Consider the following 15,311-nt stretch of genomic DNA (forward strand, 5'->3'; position numbering starts at 1 on the left):
TTATTCTGCCTCCTCTTTCAATAATTCTGCACGTGTCTCTTCGTCCAAGAGTGGATAACCGAGTTTCTTGCGTTCTGCGACAAAGGTTTTAGCAACGACACGGGCAAGGTTGCGGATACGGGCAATATAGCCTGCACGTTCAGTAACTGAAACAGCACCGCGTGCATCAAGCAGGTTAAAGGTGTGTGAACATTTGAGCACATAATCATAAGCTGGATGAACCAAGCCTAATTCCAAAGCGCGCCCTGCTTCTTTTTCAAATTTTTCGAAGTTTTCAAGCAACATGTCTTGATCAGACACTTCAAAGCTGTATTTTGAGTGTTCATATTCTGGTTGGAGGAAGATTTCACCGTATTTAACGCCTGGTGCCCATTCGATATCATAGACCGAATCAACTTCTTGGATATAAGAAGCCAGACGTTCCAGACCATAAGTAACTTCGGAAGTTACTGGTGACGTTGCCAAACCGCCAACTTGTTGGAAGTAAGTGAACTGCGTGATTTCCATGCCATCTAACCAAACTTCCCAGCCAAGTCCAGCTGAACCTGTCGAAGGGTTTTCCCAGTTGTCCTCAACGAAGCGAATATCATGTTCCAAAGGATTGATTCCCAATTTTTCTAAAGATTCAAGATAAAGCTCTTGAATGTTGCTTGGCGATGGTTTCATAACCACTTGAAATTGGTGGTGCTGGTAAAGACGGTTGGGATTTTCCCCGTAACGACCATCAGCAGGACGGCGTGATGGCTCCACATAAGCCGCATTCCATGGCTCAGGACCGATAGCACGCAGGAAAGTGTAGGGACTCATTGTTCCCGCACCTTTTTCATTATCATAGGCCTGCATGAGCATGCAGCCTTGATCATTCCAGTATTGTTGTAAGGTCAAGATAATTTCTTGGAAGGTTAGTTTTTTAGACATGTAAACTCCTTTTTTATTTTTGTAAAATAGCTGACGCTGGGAAATCAAAAGAACCACGCTCCTTCACTCCTATGCCAACTGACATAGGGGCGTCTGAAACGCGGTTCCACCCTAATTTATTACTTCATTTATCTGATTATTAGCTTGGCTATAGGCCAAGAGAAAGCTCCAGCTCCTTATCTTGTTTCACCCGACTTACACTATCTCAGGCTCGCTACAGAAACGCCATAAGACTTTCTTTCTTGACAAGTATTATAGCAGAAAATCAGTAGACTGTCTAGCATCAGTCAATCTTCATATATCTAAAAACATACATAAAGAAATCTCGGCTGACTTCAAAGTGCCCATAACGAAGCTGACTGACATAGGTCTTCCAGTCTGGGTGCAGTCTAGCGGTTTCAATCGGGCAAGGACGGACAGGCTGATAATACTCAACATCACGCCTGAAAGGAATAAAGTCCGGCGCCATTTCAAACTGGTAGACCCGATCGTCCTTCATCTTGCCCACAGCCGTGAAAGCCTGCAGTTTTTCGTCAGAATCCAGAGCCACCTTGGGGCTATAATAAAGCAAATAATCTCCCTGCTTCATACGTTTTAGGGGACCGCCTTTTCCATGGCAGACCTGGCAAAAACCGCCATCAACACCTAATCTAACGTGATTTTCCGAAACCACTCCAACCCAAAATTTAACCATTTGTCTCCTCCAATTTTATCAACAACTGATTGAAGACCGTCAGCTGATTTCCCAGCTGGCCAAAGTAAGCCTGATCAATTTCCTCAACGAGAGGCAAAGCCCGATTCATGCGCTCTCTGCCTGAGTCCGTCAGAAAGACAACCTTTGCCCGGCTATCCTGCGGGTGCTCCCGCCGCTCAACTAATCCTTTTTTCAGCAAGAGCTTAATAACCTGAGAAACCGTCATCACATCCATATCTGAAAAAACAGCCAGATTGACCTGGGTAATTAAATCTTGCTGCAACTCCAAAGCCCCCAGACTAGTTAGGATGATAAACTGTGGATGCGTCAGCTCAACCTCTCGCAGAGTCTTTTTTATCTTAGCATGCCAAGCATTGTATACCTTGGCAAATAAGAAGCCTGTTGACTCTTGGTGATTGTCCTTGTAGCGTGAATTAAATTTTGCTGTCATGCTGCCTCCACAGTCTGTTTCAGTTTTTCAACGCTGTCTGGCACATCGTCAAAAATCTGTTTCAAAAAGGCCAACGCCTCCTCTGTCATAGCGCCGTCTGTCAAAGAAACGGAATGTCTCAGGCTAATGCTGCCAGCAGGATTTTCAAGTATCTCATGCTCAAAGAGAACATTGCCAAAGGGCGTTGCTGTTACATCCGAAAAACACTGATTCTCGTGCACCTCAACTAAAGTGAAGGCAAGTTCAGGCATGCCCTTCATCTTCATTTTCCCCTTTTGTCCTGTAGTGAAATCACCCTCCAAGCTAATTCCTTCCAAATCACCCTCCCAGACAAACCAGTGATTAACTTGAGAATAATAGACCCAAACGTCTTCCTTTTTGGCATTGACAGCCAACTCAAAAGAAAATTTCATAAAAAACTCCTCCTTGTTTAATAAATATTTATATTATAAGTTAACTTACAATATTTGTCAAGAAAAATGAAAGATATTTACCTTCTCCCAGAATATTTTCAATTAGAAGAATCAAGATCTTAGAGGACACAGACCCCCATTTTGACTTTATCTTCAGACATCTTTGTAACTTGAGCTTATGAAGAGCACCTGTCAGCCTTTCTTTTATTTTATAGATATAAGGATAAGTTTACAAGCCTGTCAACTACCTTAAAGTCTTTTAAAATGCGGGTGTAACAATTTTGTTGCTCAAGCAAATTAGCAGTTTGCCTATAAAATATGATAATATGATAAGTGATTATCCTACAAGGAGGTATGATGTGGAATTAGGAAATCATCTACAGCAAGCGCGCTTGGCCGCGCATTTGACACAAGAGGATGTGGCACAAAAATTATTCGTAACCCGCCAGACCATTTCCCGCTGGGAGCAAAATAAAACCCTGCCTAACATTTATGTTTTGCAGGATTTGAGTCAGCTCTATCAGGTTGATTTACAGTACTTTCTGGGGAAGACTGAACAAATCGAGGAGCCGGTCCCCAAGAAGAGGCTGCACCTCTTATCTTTAGCAGGGGTGATTCTCTTCAACATCATCTTTTTTCTGACGGCTTATATGATGCTCGTAGCTTTTCTGCTTTGCTTTTGGGGTTTTGCTGTGGGGTTTATTCTCATGCCTTTGACCCATTTTACCAACTCAAACTTTATTTATATTGTTATTGATAATCATCGATTCGTTCCCAGTCTAGGCTGGAGTTTTACTCTCTGCGGTATCGGCCTCTTGATGCTACCGCTCATGTGGTGGCTAACTAGGCAGGTTTGGCGCTTCACTAAGCATTATGTCCGCTATAATATCAAATCGGTTTATTATTGATGCTAAAAAAGCAAGTCCCGAGACTATCGGAACTTGCTTTTTTATACTCAAAGAAAATCAAAATTAGACTAGGCGACGAGCCGCAGGTAGTACTAGAGTACGGCAAGGCGAAGTTAACGACGTATTATTTTGATTTTCAAAGAGTATTAGATCTCTTTTAACTGCTTGGTCTGCTTGTCCAGCAGTCTCCGTACATTGGTTTCAATCGTCTGCCTGCGTTCGCCCGTCAGCATATAAACAGAAAAGAGGGAGATGACGAGAACGAGGTAGGCTGTGAAGATGAATGTTTCTGCATCAACAGCTCCGCTCATCTTGGTCGCGGAAGAGGTAGAAAAGGTAATCACATCCCAGACAGCATGATAGAGAACTGCCAAGGAAAGTTTACCCGTATAAAGGTAGATAAGAGCAAAAGGAATACCTATGAATATTGCTAGCAGAGATTGCATCACAGTATTTGGAATATCTTGGCCGATGAAGACATTGGTTAGGTGTATCATTCCGAAAATGGAGGAAGAGAAAAAGATAGCGCCTACTGTTCCCAGTTTTACTCGCTTGGCTGCGGAGAAGTCAGAAAGCAGACAAAGAAGGGGAATATATCTAAAGAGAACCTCTTCTAAAAGACCTGCCTTGATGCCTGTAAAGAGGAATTTCCAAGTGACCTGGAAAGGATGAACATCGAAAGGAAACAGCAGGCCAGGCAAGCCAGCGCCTTTGAAATTATTAAGGAGTAAGAGATAGAGGCAAAAGACGGTCATGGTCATCAATGCTGAGCTTTGCCATTTCCCCTTACTCTTCCAGTCTGGCCAAGCAAAGCCCCATGCCCGCATCATAACGACAGCCATCAGGAAAAAGGCCAACGACCACCAAAGTCCAGAGGCAAAGAGTTCATACAGGAAACCATGCTTAGCGGGCAGGTATGAAACAATACCAGACACACTGATGCCGCCAATGCTAGCCCACCATAAGGCCAGCAAAATTCTGAAAAGGGCGGACTTGAACCTAGGAACGACAAACTCACAGATAACAGGGATAAAGGCAAAGAGACAATAGAGCATCAACAGCGGATAGGAGGAAGGCAGAAATTTTGCAGCAGAGGCTACCCCTGCCATAATTGATAGGGGATAAGTGATAGATATTATACAGGTAACAACTATGTCCCCCAATTTAGGCAGGTCTTTATAACTGATTAGCAGGCCCAAAAGACAGGACAGGATAGCCAAAATACCAATGGGAAGATTGGCAAATTTACTCTGCAGCAGGTAAGCAGCAATGATAATAGCATGAATCACTAGCTGCCAGCGGTAAATGGATTTGATGTTAAGGTTTTTAAGAAACATAAGGACTTCCTTTTCTGTTTTTTCTATCCCCACTGTACTGGTATTTCGGTCTGAGAGCAAGCAACAGAACTGTTACATCCACGTTTTAAAAGGCTTTAAGGTAGTTAACAGACTTGTAAACTTCCTTTTATATCTATAAAATAAAAAAACTGACAGACGCGATGCCCCTTGTTAGTTCAAGTTACAAAAGGTATCCGCATATAAAGTCAAAATAGGAAGTCCGCATTCCTTTAAGCTTTGAGGCTAAAGAAAAAGCCAGCAAATTCAACTGGCTTCATTTACTATAATTTCACTTTTCGCATATATGTTCTGCGAAAAGTTACTTATATTATCAAGATTTTCAAATCGCTCTAGTAATACCTGTCTGGAATTAACTAACATGGCAGTACTAGTAGTACTTGCTCTAGCTTCAAGAAATTGAGGCAAGAATCAGACACACTTTTTAGATCACATCAATAACCCAATAATTGTGTAAAAACCAGCAGAAAATCGCTTTTTTAAGGACAGACTTAAGCCACCCCAAAGAGCATCCTTCTTCTGTAAAACCTCATGGTGCAAAGGTAAACTTCACTTTTTCTCTTTCTTTTGTTACATAAACTTTAATTAACCCTTTTTGAGCTGTTCTGATATTTGTTGTCTTTTTGTATTTTAATGCAGGTATCACAGGTTCTAAATCAGCTTTTGCTGACTCTTTGCTGTCTCACCGTTACTTTTGTCCCCTGTTCAATGTGACTTTCAATATCAATCTTTAGTCCCAATTTATCCAGCACCTCTTTGGTCATATAAAGCCCTAAACCAGAAGCTTTCTTGTGCTGATGACCATTAAAACCTGTAAAACCTTCTTCAAAAAGTCTAGGCAGGTCTTCTTCGAGAATGCCAATCCCCGTGTCCTCAATGATAATGCCTTGGCCTGTCATTGTAATACTAACAGTACCGCCTGTCCTAGAGTACTTGATGGCATTATCTAGAATTTGTGAAATGGCAAAGCTGAGCCATTTTTGATCCGTTACCAACTGCCATTCCCCTGAAACCTCTACTTGGAGATTCTTAGCTAGACAAAGTATGCGGTAGCGTTTAACCTGCTCCATAACCAAACACTTGACAGCAATCGCTTCAAAACGGAAGTCATCTTGTTTTTCCTTGAATTTAACAAAACTCAAAAGAGTGGTCAAATAATTATCCAAGCGAATAATTTGCTGATTAATCTCCTCTTTGGATAGCATATTTGTCTGTGACATCAATGACAAAGCCGATAGAGGGACTTTCATCTGATGAGACCACATTTTAATCAGAGACTGCAAAAAATTTAATTCTTCTTGGTAGCTTAATACATCGTCCCTCGCAGCCTGACTTTGTCTTTCTAAAAGCTGCTGATAGGCTGCTTCCTGAGGCAGATAAGTCTGCGTTAAATCTTCCAAAGTGCTGGCGTCAGCAATTTCCAAAAACTTCTGCCTGAAACGGTAGTAAGCCCAGAGAGAAATCATGAGAAGAAGAACAATATTCATCAAGGTCGCTATAAAAAAACGATCCATAGGCAGGTGATAAAGAAAAAAGACTCCCAGATAAAGCAGGCATAATAGTGCATAGATGATGTACCACATACGATACTGTCTAAAAAAGGCTCTTAACATTTCAGCAAATACCCCACACCTCTTACTGTATGAATATGATTAAATCCCAGCGGCAAAAGCTTCTTACGCAGGCGCGCCATATTGACACTGAGCGTGTTTTGATCAATAAAACTCTCGTCCTCCCAAAGAGCCTCTAAAAGCACCTCTTTACTGACAATTTGATTCTTTTTTTGAAAAAGCCTCCGCAGAATTTTAAATTCAGTCGGTGTCAGATGAATAGAGAGCTGACCATTTGAAAATTCACCATCACTGCTTAAGCGAAATTCTTCTACTTCCCAAATGTCTGATTGCGTAAATGTCTGACTGCGACGCAAAAAAGCGGAAATTTTAGCATCCAGCAGCGTCAACGAAAACGGTTTTGAAATAAAATCATCGCCTCCCATATTTAAAGCCATAATGGCATCCATTTCGTCACTGCTGGACGAGATAAAAATAATAGGTACTGTCGAATCCTTACGAATTTCCGTCGTCCAGTAAAAACCGTTAAAATAGGGCAGGGTGATATCCATTAAAATCAGATCCGGCAAGAATTCATCAACTTCCTGCTTAATAGCTCGAAAATTACCAACCGCTGCAACCAGGTAATCCTCAGACAGATGCTTTGTCAAAAGGGAAACGATTGTGCGATCGTCCTCAACAATATAAATTTTTCCTCTGCTTTTCATAATATCATTCTAACAAAAAAGCGGCGAAAAATCGCCACTTAATCTATCTTTCAATGATTTTGTAATAGGTTCTGCTTGTCAGCTTATAAATGACAAAGTAAACCAGCAAGATGCCCGTTACAGTCAGTGCGCTGACGATATAGAGGAATTGATCCCCCTGAACACCAAAGTTCAAGAGCAGCTTTTTAAGAATCGGCAAAGCAAATACAAAGTGAAGGATAGCTATTGCCAGAGGCATAAAGAATACCAGCAGAATTTGTGAATTGATGGTCTTTTTGACTTGTTCAAGACTCATACCAACTTCCTGCAAAATTTTATAAGAACGCTTGTCTTGTGTACCTTCTGAAAGCTGTTTGTAATAAATGATAAGCGCAGCACCAAGCAGGAAAGCAATTCCTAATAAGAAGCCTGTGAAGAGAAATCCTCCAACTATTTGCAGCGTTTCTGAGCGATAGGCATTTTCAGTAGAATAAATGGCTACTGTTCCAGAATCATCGGCATACAGCACCCCGCCATTAGATTTAGCTAATTTAGCGAGTACTTGACTTTCTTTATTGGTTAAGTTGGCAAAAACTTTATATATCTCTGAGACCTCAGACGTCCCTATATTTTTATTATAGGCTTCTCGCATACTTTCCATTGTCGTGTCATCAGGAACAATCAAAATACCATAGGGAACAGCTGGATTACTGATGACAACATTATTGACGGTGTGAACCGTAGAGACATTTTGATAGGTTTGTCCAAACCATGTCAGTGTTTTAAAAGGTTTGATTTGAAATCCTTGCATATTTTTTGCGGCATCACAAAAGGCTACTTCTCCTGCCGATAAATGAGGTACCTTATTGCCTAAAGCACGGAAGTCATCCTGTGTGATCACTTTTAAAGCGCCAATATTGTTGTTTTGGTAGTTTTTAATACCTGTCGTCTCCTTATTAATACGGAGATTTGCTTCTTGCGTGTAGATCAGAGCAAAATCAGCCTCAAGATAAGAAGAAAACTTCCTTTGGCTATCAAATCCAGCCTTTTGAAGAGGCGTCAAGACATTATCCTGGAGAATTTGCTCAGCTTGCTGGCGATTATTAGTGTACTTTATTTCAATTTGAGAATTTTTAGGATAGGCTGTTTTAACCACATTTTCAGTATTGCCATAGAGGGCAACGGTTGAGAAAATAGTGACAAAAGCCATGATTGCAAGTAGAGTAATGTTGGCCAAACCAACCGCATTTTGTTTCATGCGGAAAATCATCTGAGAGGTTGTGATGAAATGCTCTGGCTTGTAAAAATAGTTTTTATTTTTCCGCCGTCTTTTTAAATACCAAGTAATAAAACTGATATAGAAAAGGTAAGTCCCAGCAATAACCGCTAAAATAGCTTGAAAAAAGTTAATGACCCCATTTAGGGCACTGACAGTGCCAGCCGTCACTGATAGATAGTATCCCAGCCCAATTGCAGCAATCCCAAGGAGTGCAAGAAGAATATTGCCACGCGGTTCACGTTCGCCCTGACTTTGGTTGCTAAAAAGATTGAGGGCAGAAGTTCTTCCAATACGAATGATGTTAACAAACTCAAGCAAGAAGAAAATACCTGCAAAAAGTACAATATTAATAAGAAAAGCTACACCAGTCAGTTTAAAATTCAAATCGTCGTATTGAATCAGATTAACAAAAATCAGGTAGAAGAGGTTGGAAAAAACAGCACTGAGCAATGAACCAATGACAACAGTCGCCAGATAAATTGCCATCAATTCCAACGTTGACACCCAAGTAATGTGCCGCTTATTCATGCCCAAAATGTTGTAAAGACCAAATTCTTGATTGCGCTGCTTGAGCAGAAAGTTGTAACTATAAAGGCAGAGAATAGCTGCCAGAATATCCAGCACGATAGTGGCCAAGCTGAGAGCAAAAGCTCCTGTTCCCATAGACTTTGCCATTGGGCTGGTCATGATGAGCAGCGTAATGGTGCTAAAAACAAAAGTAGTCACGCTGACCAATAAAAAGGGAGCAAATTGCTTGAAAGACTGCCTGATATTATTAAAAGCAAGTTTAAGGTAGAACATCCTACTCACCTCCCAACAAAGCAGTCATTGCAAGGGAAATGTCCTTATTAAATTCCTGATTGGTCTTGTTGCCGCGATAAATCTGGTGGAAAATGCGTCCGTCCTTGATAAAGAGCACGCGCTTGGCATGACTAGCTGCGTTAGCAGAATGGGTCACCATAAGCAGAGTCTGTCCATCCAGATTGATACTTTCAAAAAGGTTTAATAAGTCTTCCGAATTACGGTAATCCAGCGCTGCTGTCGGCTCATCAGCCAAGAGAATCTGAGGATTGGTAATAAGGCTGCGGGCAATGGCAACGCGCTGTTTTTGTCCGCCAGAAAGCTCAAAAGGCCGCTTGTTCAACAAATCTTGTATACGCAGTTTGGGCGCCAACTGAGCCAAACGGTTTTCCATTTCCTTGTAGCTTTTGCGAGCCAATACCAAAGGCAGAAAAATATTGTCCTTGACAGACAGCGTGTCCAGCAGATTGAAATCCTGAAAGACAAAGCCGAGATTTTTGAGACGAAATTCGGCTAATTGGCCCTCTCTGATTTTGGTAATATCTTGGCCATTGAGAATGACAGAGCCATTGGTCGGCTTATCCAGAGTGGCCAAAATGTTAAGTAAGGTTGTTTTACCTGAGCCAGATTCTCCCATGATAGCAATGAATTCTCCCTCATCAGCCTTAAAATCAACGTCCTGCAAGGCTCGCGTCACTTCCTTTGAAAAGCGCGTGCGAAATACTTTTTCTAAATGATTAATTTCTAGTAACATGTCTATCTCCTTATTTCATATTATAACTTATTTGCTGTTGTCTGACTGCTAGGATTTGACTAACAGACACATAGACAGGTGAGTATCTATTTCATTAAAAAATAGCTGAGCTGACTCCATTTGCAATAAATGTTTACGAGTTTGCCGTTTAATCAGTTTAAAAGAGCAACAAACTGACAATATAAAGAGATAAACAGCAAGCCTAAAACAACAGCAACTATTATCCTCAAAAGTCTTCTTAAAATCTGTGTCACCTCTTTTCTCTACACTTACTAGTATAAAATTAAAAAAACTTCATAACCTTACGATTACGAAAGTTTTTCTTACAAAATTGAAAGATTAGCAAGTCCAAGCCTTTTCCCCATCCAGATAAGTTGCCTGTAAATTAAGCTTATCATCTAAAACAATAAAATCAGCTGGCAAGCCCGCTTTAATTTGCCCGCACTTATCTTCCAAACCAACTGATTTAGCTGGAATGTAGCTTGCCATACAAATAGCCTCTTCTACTGCAGCTATTTGCCAAATCACTAGATTCTTAAGACCGTCTTTGAGTTTTAAAACAGAACCAGCTAGATTGCCGCCATCTTTGAGTCTGGCTGTGCCATTTTCAACAACAACAGGATAGTCACCCAACATATAGTGGCCATCAGGCTGACCGCCTGCTGCCATACAATCGGTAATCAAAGCGATCTGCTGGCTGGACTTTTGTTTGAGTAAAATAGCAGCAGCAACTGGCGAGACATGGTGACCATCTGCTATAAGCTCTGCTATAGTATCGCTAATGGCAAAGACCGCACCGACCATCCCAGGTTCACGATGGTTAAATCCCCGCATACCGTTATAGGCGTGAACCCAGACTGAAGCACCCGCTTTTACGGCTGATTTAGCCTCTTCAAAAGTCGCATTGGAATGCCCTAAGGCTACAGTTACACCTTGTGCTGTTAAAGCTGAGACAAAGTCTGCAGCTCCCTTACGCTCAGGAGCAAGCGCAATCTTTTTGATAAGGCCGCCAGAAGCCTCCTGCCACTGATTAAATTCCTCTAGGCTAGGGTCTCTCATGTAAGCAGTATTCTGAGCTCCTTTAAACTTTTCCGTAAAGTAAGGCCCTTCAAAATAAATTCCTTGAATTTTTGCACCCGTCACCTGGTTTTTAGCTCGTTTGAGCATTGCAGAGACTTCTCTCAATTGCTGAAAAGAAGCTGTGAGTGTTGTTGGTAAAAAAGAAGTTACCCCAGCTGACAGCAGAGCCTGGCTCATTGTTTTCATGCCTTCCAGAGAATTATCCATAACATCACAGCCAGCATAGCCATGGATATGAGTGTCTACCAGACCAGGAGCAATCTGATAACCTGTGTAATCCACTACTTTTGCACCCACCGGCAAATCGCTCTGCCATTGTCCAAAAAGACCATCTTCAACAGCCAAATAACCGCCTTTACGGCTTTCATGAGCAAAATAAAATGTATCTGCTTTAATATAGTAAATCATGCTTTTATTATAGCAAAAAACAGCCAAAAAGTTTGTGCCTAGAGGTTTTTTTGCTGCTATTACTTCTGCTAAGCTTATGTTATAATAGTTTGGCTGCTCTTTTAACTCAGCAAATTCATCAATGCCTTAAGAAAGTAAACTATGATTGTTGCGCAATTTTTTTCGGCTTTAGGCGCCCTTTGTCTGGCCTATTCTTCCTTCGCCAAAAACAGAGAAAACATGCTAATCTGGCAAATTATTGATTATCTTCTCACAGCTATCGCCAATATTTTGCTAGGCGGCTATACTGGTGCCATGACCATCATGGTCTCTGTCATCCGAAATACTCTTATCATAAAAAAACAGGACACACCTCTTCGTATCCTTCTACTGGTTCTCATTCAAATTGGTGCAGGTATTTACCTCAATCAACTGGGATGGATTGGTTTTTTACCTATTATTTCCAGCCTTTCTTACACCCTAGCAACCTTTTTGACGGCTAAGGTTGAATGGCTGCGCTGGGTTATCATTGAAAACATGCTGCTCTGGCTGATTTACGATATAACCATCAAAGCTTTTCCAGCTAGCGTGATGGACATATTCATTATTGTAACTACCCTAATTGCTATTAATAAACACCATAAAACAGGCTCATCTCTTTGATGGCCTGTTTCTTTTTATTCATTAAACTTAGCGGTTAGTTAGGACATATTCTTCAATAGCCCTAGCGACGCCCGCTTCGTCATTACTGGCTGTTACATATTTGCAAAGCTGCTTAATGTCATCAGCAGCATTTCCCATAGCAACACTGTGGTCAGCATAAAGCAGCATTTCCAAATCATTGGCTGCGTCTCCCAAAGCCATGATATGGTTGGGCATCAGTTCCAATTGCTTTGCTAATTGTTTGAGAGCGCTAGCCTTGGTTGCCCCTTTGGGCATGGCTTCATAAATGTAAGATTGGCTGCGCACCGTACTAAAATCCTGTGACAAGCTGTCATTAAGAGCCTTTTCAAAACTGTCCAGCTCAGCTTTTCCCGCCATAAACATGGCCTGAAAAATAATCTCCCCTTCTGCTTCAATGGTTTCCAAACTCACCGCACGTGCCTGATCAAAGACTAAGCCAGCATCATAGGCTACTAAATCCGGCACATGCTCACCAACAACATAATAGGAATTTTCACCTGTCAATACCAAATGAACATCAGGATAATCCTGACAGGCTGCAGCTAAATGATTCAATTCCTGTTTAGACAAGGATTCATAATCAAGCAAATCCCAATGCTCAGTAGCATAGGTGGTGCAGCCATTGTTCATGATAATATATTCCTCATCAGTCAATCCCAGCTTTTCAAAATAAGGGATAATACCAGAGCGTGGACGTCCTGTACAGAGAACAACTTTCACTCCCTCTGCAGCAGCTTTTTGAATTGCCAAAATATTTTGCTCGGGAAGTTCTTTTTTCGAATCCAGCAGTGTCCCGTCCATATCAATTGCTATCAATTTTATCATGACTTTCTTCCTTTCAGACTATCTCTAGTTTACCAAAAAAAGAAAAGGCTTGTAAAGTCTCATTTTTACAAAGGTCAAAAGCTTAGAAATTAAAAAACTAGCCCAATTGGACTAGTAAGTATCATAGATAGTCAATTTATAGCGCTCAATAATACTATTGAGCTTACTGCCGTAACTGGTATCCGTTGCATAGACGCCTGTTAAAGCTGCGGTCGCATCTTCATAGGTAGAAGTATTGGATTTGTGGACACCTGAGTAAATAGATTTTTGCAAAAAGACCACATAATCTTCTAAAGAAGCCTGCACAGAACCATAAGAACGAAACTGAGCATCAATGGTGTAAGCATTGCCTTGCCCATCGTCTTCCCAAGTCTTCATCGTTACGCTGTCGCCATTATAATCTCCCTTGATCCCGAAGTAATTATAGGCAGGAGCCTGACTTAGCGTTGACTGACCCGAATCCGATTCCAGAATAGCTTGTGCAATCATCACAGAAGCATAAAGATCATTTTTAGCAGCGAGAGTTCTAGCCGTATCTCCTATTTTTGCAATAAAAGCAACCGTTGTTGGATCGGCAGAGGTCATATTTTTTTCAGCTTCCTGTTTGGGAAGATGAAGATTGGCCAGTAAAATAATAAGAGCCAACAATCCTATACCAATCAAGCTCCACTTCTTTAATTGTTTTTTCTGGGCAGCTTTTAGCCACTTTTTCTTTTTAGAACGAGGCCGTCCTCGTTTTTTTCTTTTTTGCTTTGCCATGTCACTAGTATAACATGCCGGACTTAAAAAATCAGAGATTAAACTGGTCTTCTGATTTTCTTATGATTAAATAGCATCGCCGCCGCGCTCACCTGTCCGGATTCGGATGACATCTTCAATAGGAACAATGAAAATCTTGCCATCTCCCACTTCGCCCGTGCGAACTGTATCTGAAATCAATTCAACCATTTCATCAACCATAGCATCTTTAACAACAATTTCAATCTTAACCTTAGCAAGAAGGGCAGGAATAACACGCTGGCCGCGGACAAATTCAGCAAAACCTCGCTGATTTCCGTAGCCAAGAACCTGACCAACCGTCATTCCCTTAGCCAAGCCTTTTTGCGTCAAAGCATTTTTTAAATCTTCCAATTTATCTGAACGAATAATGGCTTCTATTTTTTTCATGATTATCCTCCATTAAGAATCAAGTCCCATAAAGGTAGGGTAGGCTGTTTCGCTGTGCTCACTATCATCAAGACCAATAGCCTCTTCACGGTCACTGACACGAATAGGCATATAGTGGGCGATAATTTTGATAATAGCAAAGCTGACAAGGGCAGACCAAGCGATAGTCACAATGATAGCAGCAATTGTCACCGATAAGAGATGGGCATTGCCATAAATAAGGCCAATATTATTAGAATCAAGGGCTAATTTTGGACTTGTAAACAGGGCTGTAGCAATACCGCCAAAGATACCGCCTATACCATGACATCCAAAAGCGTCTAAAGCATCATCATAAGCAAATTTAGATTTAAGCACAGAAATAGCCCAATAACATACCGGACTCACTAAGAGACCAATCAAAAGAGAAGCCCAAATAGGAACATAACCTGCTCCTGGCGTAATAGCAACTAGACCAGCAACCAGGCCTGTAGAGCCGCCAACAAGAGATGGCTTGCCTGAAACCTTTTTTTCAATAGCTAACCAAGAGAACATAGCTGCAGCTGCTGATAAATGCGTCGTCATAAAAGCATGAACAGCCAAACCATCTGCCGCAAGAGCCGAACCCGCATTAAAACCAAACCAGCCGAACCATAAAAATCCTGCACCTAAAAGAACAAAAGGAATATTATGAGGGCGGTGCTCTAACCGATTGTAATCACGGCGTTTACCAAGCACCATAGCTAAAACCAGACCTGAAACACCAGAAGTAATGTGAACAACATCTCCACCTGCAAAGTCAATGGTACCCCATTGTGCCAAAAGCCCTTCATCCCAAACCATATGAGCAAAAGGGTAATAAACTAAAAGCAGCCAAAAAACAACAAAGATAAGAAGGGGAGTAAATCGCATCCGACCAGCTACAGCTCCTGTTAAAATCCCCACACAGATAATTGAAAACATCAGCTGAAAGCCCGAAAAAAGCATATCAGGAATGACCAATTCACGTGTACTTGCAGCCTCACTGACTCCATTCAAGAAGATGTGAGAAAAGTTCCCAATAATAGTTCCATTACCTCCAAAAGATAGTGAATAGCCGCAAACCACCCACAATAGGGTAGCAATAGCAACTGGAACAACGCACATCATCATCGTGTTAATGACATTCTTGCGACGACCTAAACCGCCATAGAAAAAGGCTAAGGCCGGTGTCATGATAAAAACCATGGCAGAGCAAATCAAAATAAATGCAATACTTCCTGTATCCATAAGCTCGACTCCTTTGTTTTTATGTTAGATAATATAACACAATAAAAAGATTAGGTCAAGCAAATTTGCTAAATTTTCAAAATTTTCCGT

Annotated in this window: 16 protein-coding genes; 2 read left to right on the forward strand and 14 right to left on the reverse strand. The window is 41.2% G+C overall.

All coding sequences use genetic code 11. The features are described from left to right. The 4 genes from glyQ to ACVRZ8_RS01985 form a co-directional block, all read right to left on the reverse strand. A complete protein-coding gene (gene glyQ / locus ACVRZ8_RS01970) occupies positions 1 to 918 on the reverse strand; it encodes a glycine--tRNA ligase subunit alpha (RefSeq protein WP_447447650.1) in 918 nt (305 codons plus the stop codon). A 283-nt stretch (positions 919 to 1,201) separates the two neighbouring features. Beyond that, positions 1,202 to 1,612, reverse strand: coding sequence for an EVE domain-containing protein (locus ACVRZ8_RS01975; protein ID WP_447447651.1), 411 nt, complete (start codon positions 1,610 to 1,612; stop codon positions 1,202 to 1,204). Then, the gene (locus ACVRZ8_RS01980; RefSeq protein ID WP_447447652.1) at positions 1,605 to 2,063 is read right to left on the reverse strand and encodes a MarR family winged helix-turn-helix transcriptional regulator; all 459 of its coding nucleotides are present in this window, start codon (positions 2,061 to 2,063) and stop codon (positions 1,605 to 1,607) included. The genes ACVRZ8_RS01975 and ACVRZ8_RS01980 overlap by 8 nt, the downstream gene beginning before the upstream one ends. After that, the gene (locus ACVRZ8_RS01985; RefSeq protein ID WP_447447653.1) at positions 2,060 to 2,476 is read right to left on the reverse strand and encodes an SRPBCC family protein; all 417 of its coding nucleotides are present in this window, start codon (positions 2,474 to 2,476) and stop codon (positions 2,060 to 2,062) included. Before ACVRZ8_RS01985 ends, ACVRZ8_RS01980 begins: the two co-directional genes overlap by 4 nt. A 359-nt stretch (positions 2,477 to 2,835) precedes the next feature. On the opposite strand from ACVRZ8_RS01985, the gene ACVRZ8_RS01990 reads away from it, so the two are divergent. After that, positions 2,836 to 3,384 carry a helix-turn-helix transcriptional regulator gene (locus tag ACVRZ8_RS01990; RefSeq protein ID WP_447447654.1) on the forward strand — a complete coding sequence of 183 codons (549 nt, stop codon included), beginning with the start codon at positions 2,836 to 2,838 and terminating at the stop codon, positions 3,382 to 3,384. 146 nt (positions 3,385 to 3,530) lie between these two features. On the opposite strand, the gene ACVRZ8_RS01995 is transcribed toward ACVRZ8_RS01990, so the two are convergent. From ACVRZ8_RS01995 to nagA, 6 genes are all read right to left on the reverse strand, one after another. After that, a complete protein-coding gene (locus ACVRZ8_RS01995; protein WP_447447655.1) occupies positions 3,531 to 4,721 on the reverse strand; it encodes a CPBP family intramembrane glutamic endopeptidase in 1,191 nt (396 codons plus the stop codon). 674 nt (positions 4,722 to 5,395) lie between these two features. Next, the gene (locus tag ACVRZ8_RS02000) at positions 5,396 to 6,253 is read right to left on the reverse strand and encodes a sensor histidine kinase (RefSeq protein ID WP_447447656.1); all 858 of its coding nucleotides are present in this window, start codon (positions 6,251 to 6,253) and stop codon (positions 5,396 to 5,398) included. 92 nt (positions 6,254 to 6,345) lie between these two features. Continuing rightward, positions 6,346 to 7,017 (reverse strand): response regulator transcription factor, encoded by a 672-nt coding sequence (locus tag ACVRZ8_RS02005; protein WP_447447657.1) that lies wholly within the window; start codon positions 7,015 to 7,017, stop codon positions 6,346 to 6,348. 43 nt (positions 7,018 to 7,060) lie between these two features. After that, entirely contained in the window at positions 7,061 to 9,076 is a 2,016-nt protein-coding gene (locus ACVRZ8_RS02010; protein ID WP_447447658.1) for an ABC transporter permease, read from the reverse strand. A 1-nt stretch (position 9,077) separates the two neighbouring features. Then, on the reverse strand, positions 9,078 to 9,830 hold the full coding sequence (locus ACVRZ8_RS02015) for an ABC transporter ATP-binding protein (RefSeq protein ID WP_447447659.1): 753 nt from the start codon (positions 9,828 to 9,830) through the stop codon (positions 9,078 to 9,080). Between the two features lie 339 nt (positions 9,831 to 10,169). Further along, positions 10,170 to 11,318, reverse strand: a complete 1,149-nt coding sequence (nagA, locus tag ACVRZ8_RS02020; protein ID WP_447447660.1) for an N-acetylglucosamine-6-phosphate deacetylase — start codon at positions 11,316 to 11,318, stop codon at positions 10,170 to 10,172. 141 nt (positions 11,319 to 11,459) lie between these two features. Between nagA and ACVRZ8_RS02025 the strand changes: the two genes are divergently transcribed. Beyond that, complete coding sequence (locus ACVRZ8_RS02025) at positions 11,460 to 11,960, forward strand: YgjV family protein (protein ID WP_447447661.1); 501 nt, start codon at positions 11,460 to 11,462, stop codon at positions 11,958 to 11,960. Positions 11,961 to 11,987: 27 nt separating this feature from the next. On the opposite strand, the gene ACVRZ8_RS02030 is transcribed toward ACVRZ8_RS02025, so the two are convergent. The 4 genes from ACVRZ8_RS02030 to ACVRZ8_RS02045 all read right to left on the reverse strand — a co-directional run bounded on the left by ACVRZ8_RS02030 (position 11,988) and on the right by ACVRZ8_RS02045 (position 15,221). Next, the gene (locus ACVRZ8_RS02030; RefSeq protein ID WP_447447662.1) at positions 11,988 to 12,806 is read right to left on the reverse strand and encodes a Cof-type HAD-IIB family hydrolase; all 819 of its coding nucleotides are present in this window, start codon (positions 12,804 to 12,806) and stop codon (positions 11,988 to 11,990) included. 111 nt (positions 12,807 to 12,917) lie between these two features. Further along, the gene (locus ACVRZ8_RS02035) at positions 12,918 to 13,565 is read right to left on the reverse strand and encodes a glucosaminidase domain-containing protein (protein WP_447447663.1); all 648 of its coding nucleotides are present in this window, start codon (positions 13,563 to 13,565) and stop codon (positions 12,918 to 12,920) included. A 66-nt stretch (positions 13,566 to 13,631) separates the two neighbouring features. Then, on the reverse strand, positions 13,632 to 13,973 hold the full coding sequence (locus tag ACVRZ8_RS02040; protein WP_447447664.1) for a P-II family nitrogen regulator: 342 nt from the start codon (positions 13,971 to 13,973) through the stop codon (positions 13,632 to 13,634). 12 nt (positions 13,974 to 13,985) lie between these two features. Next, the gene (locus ACVRZ8_RS02045; protein WP_447447665.1) at positions 13,986 to 15,221 is read right to left on the reverse strand and encodes an ammonium transporter; all 1,236 of its coding nucleotides are present in this window, start codon (positions 15,219 to 15,221) and stop codon (positions 13,986 to 13,988) included. Between the last annotated feature and the right edge of the window lie 90 nt (positions 15,222 to 15,311).

This window comes from Streptococcus dentiloxodontae, from assembly GCF_053206925.1.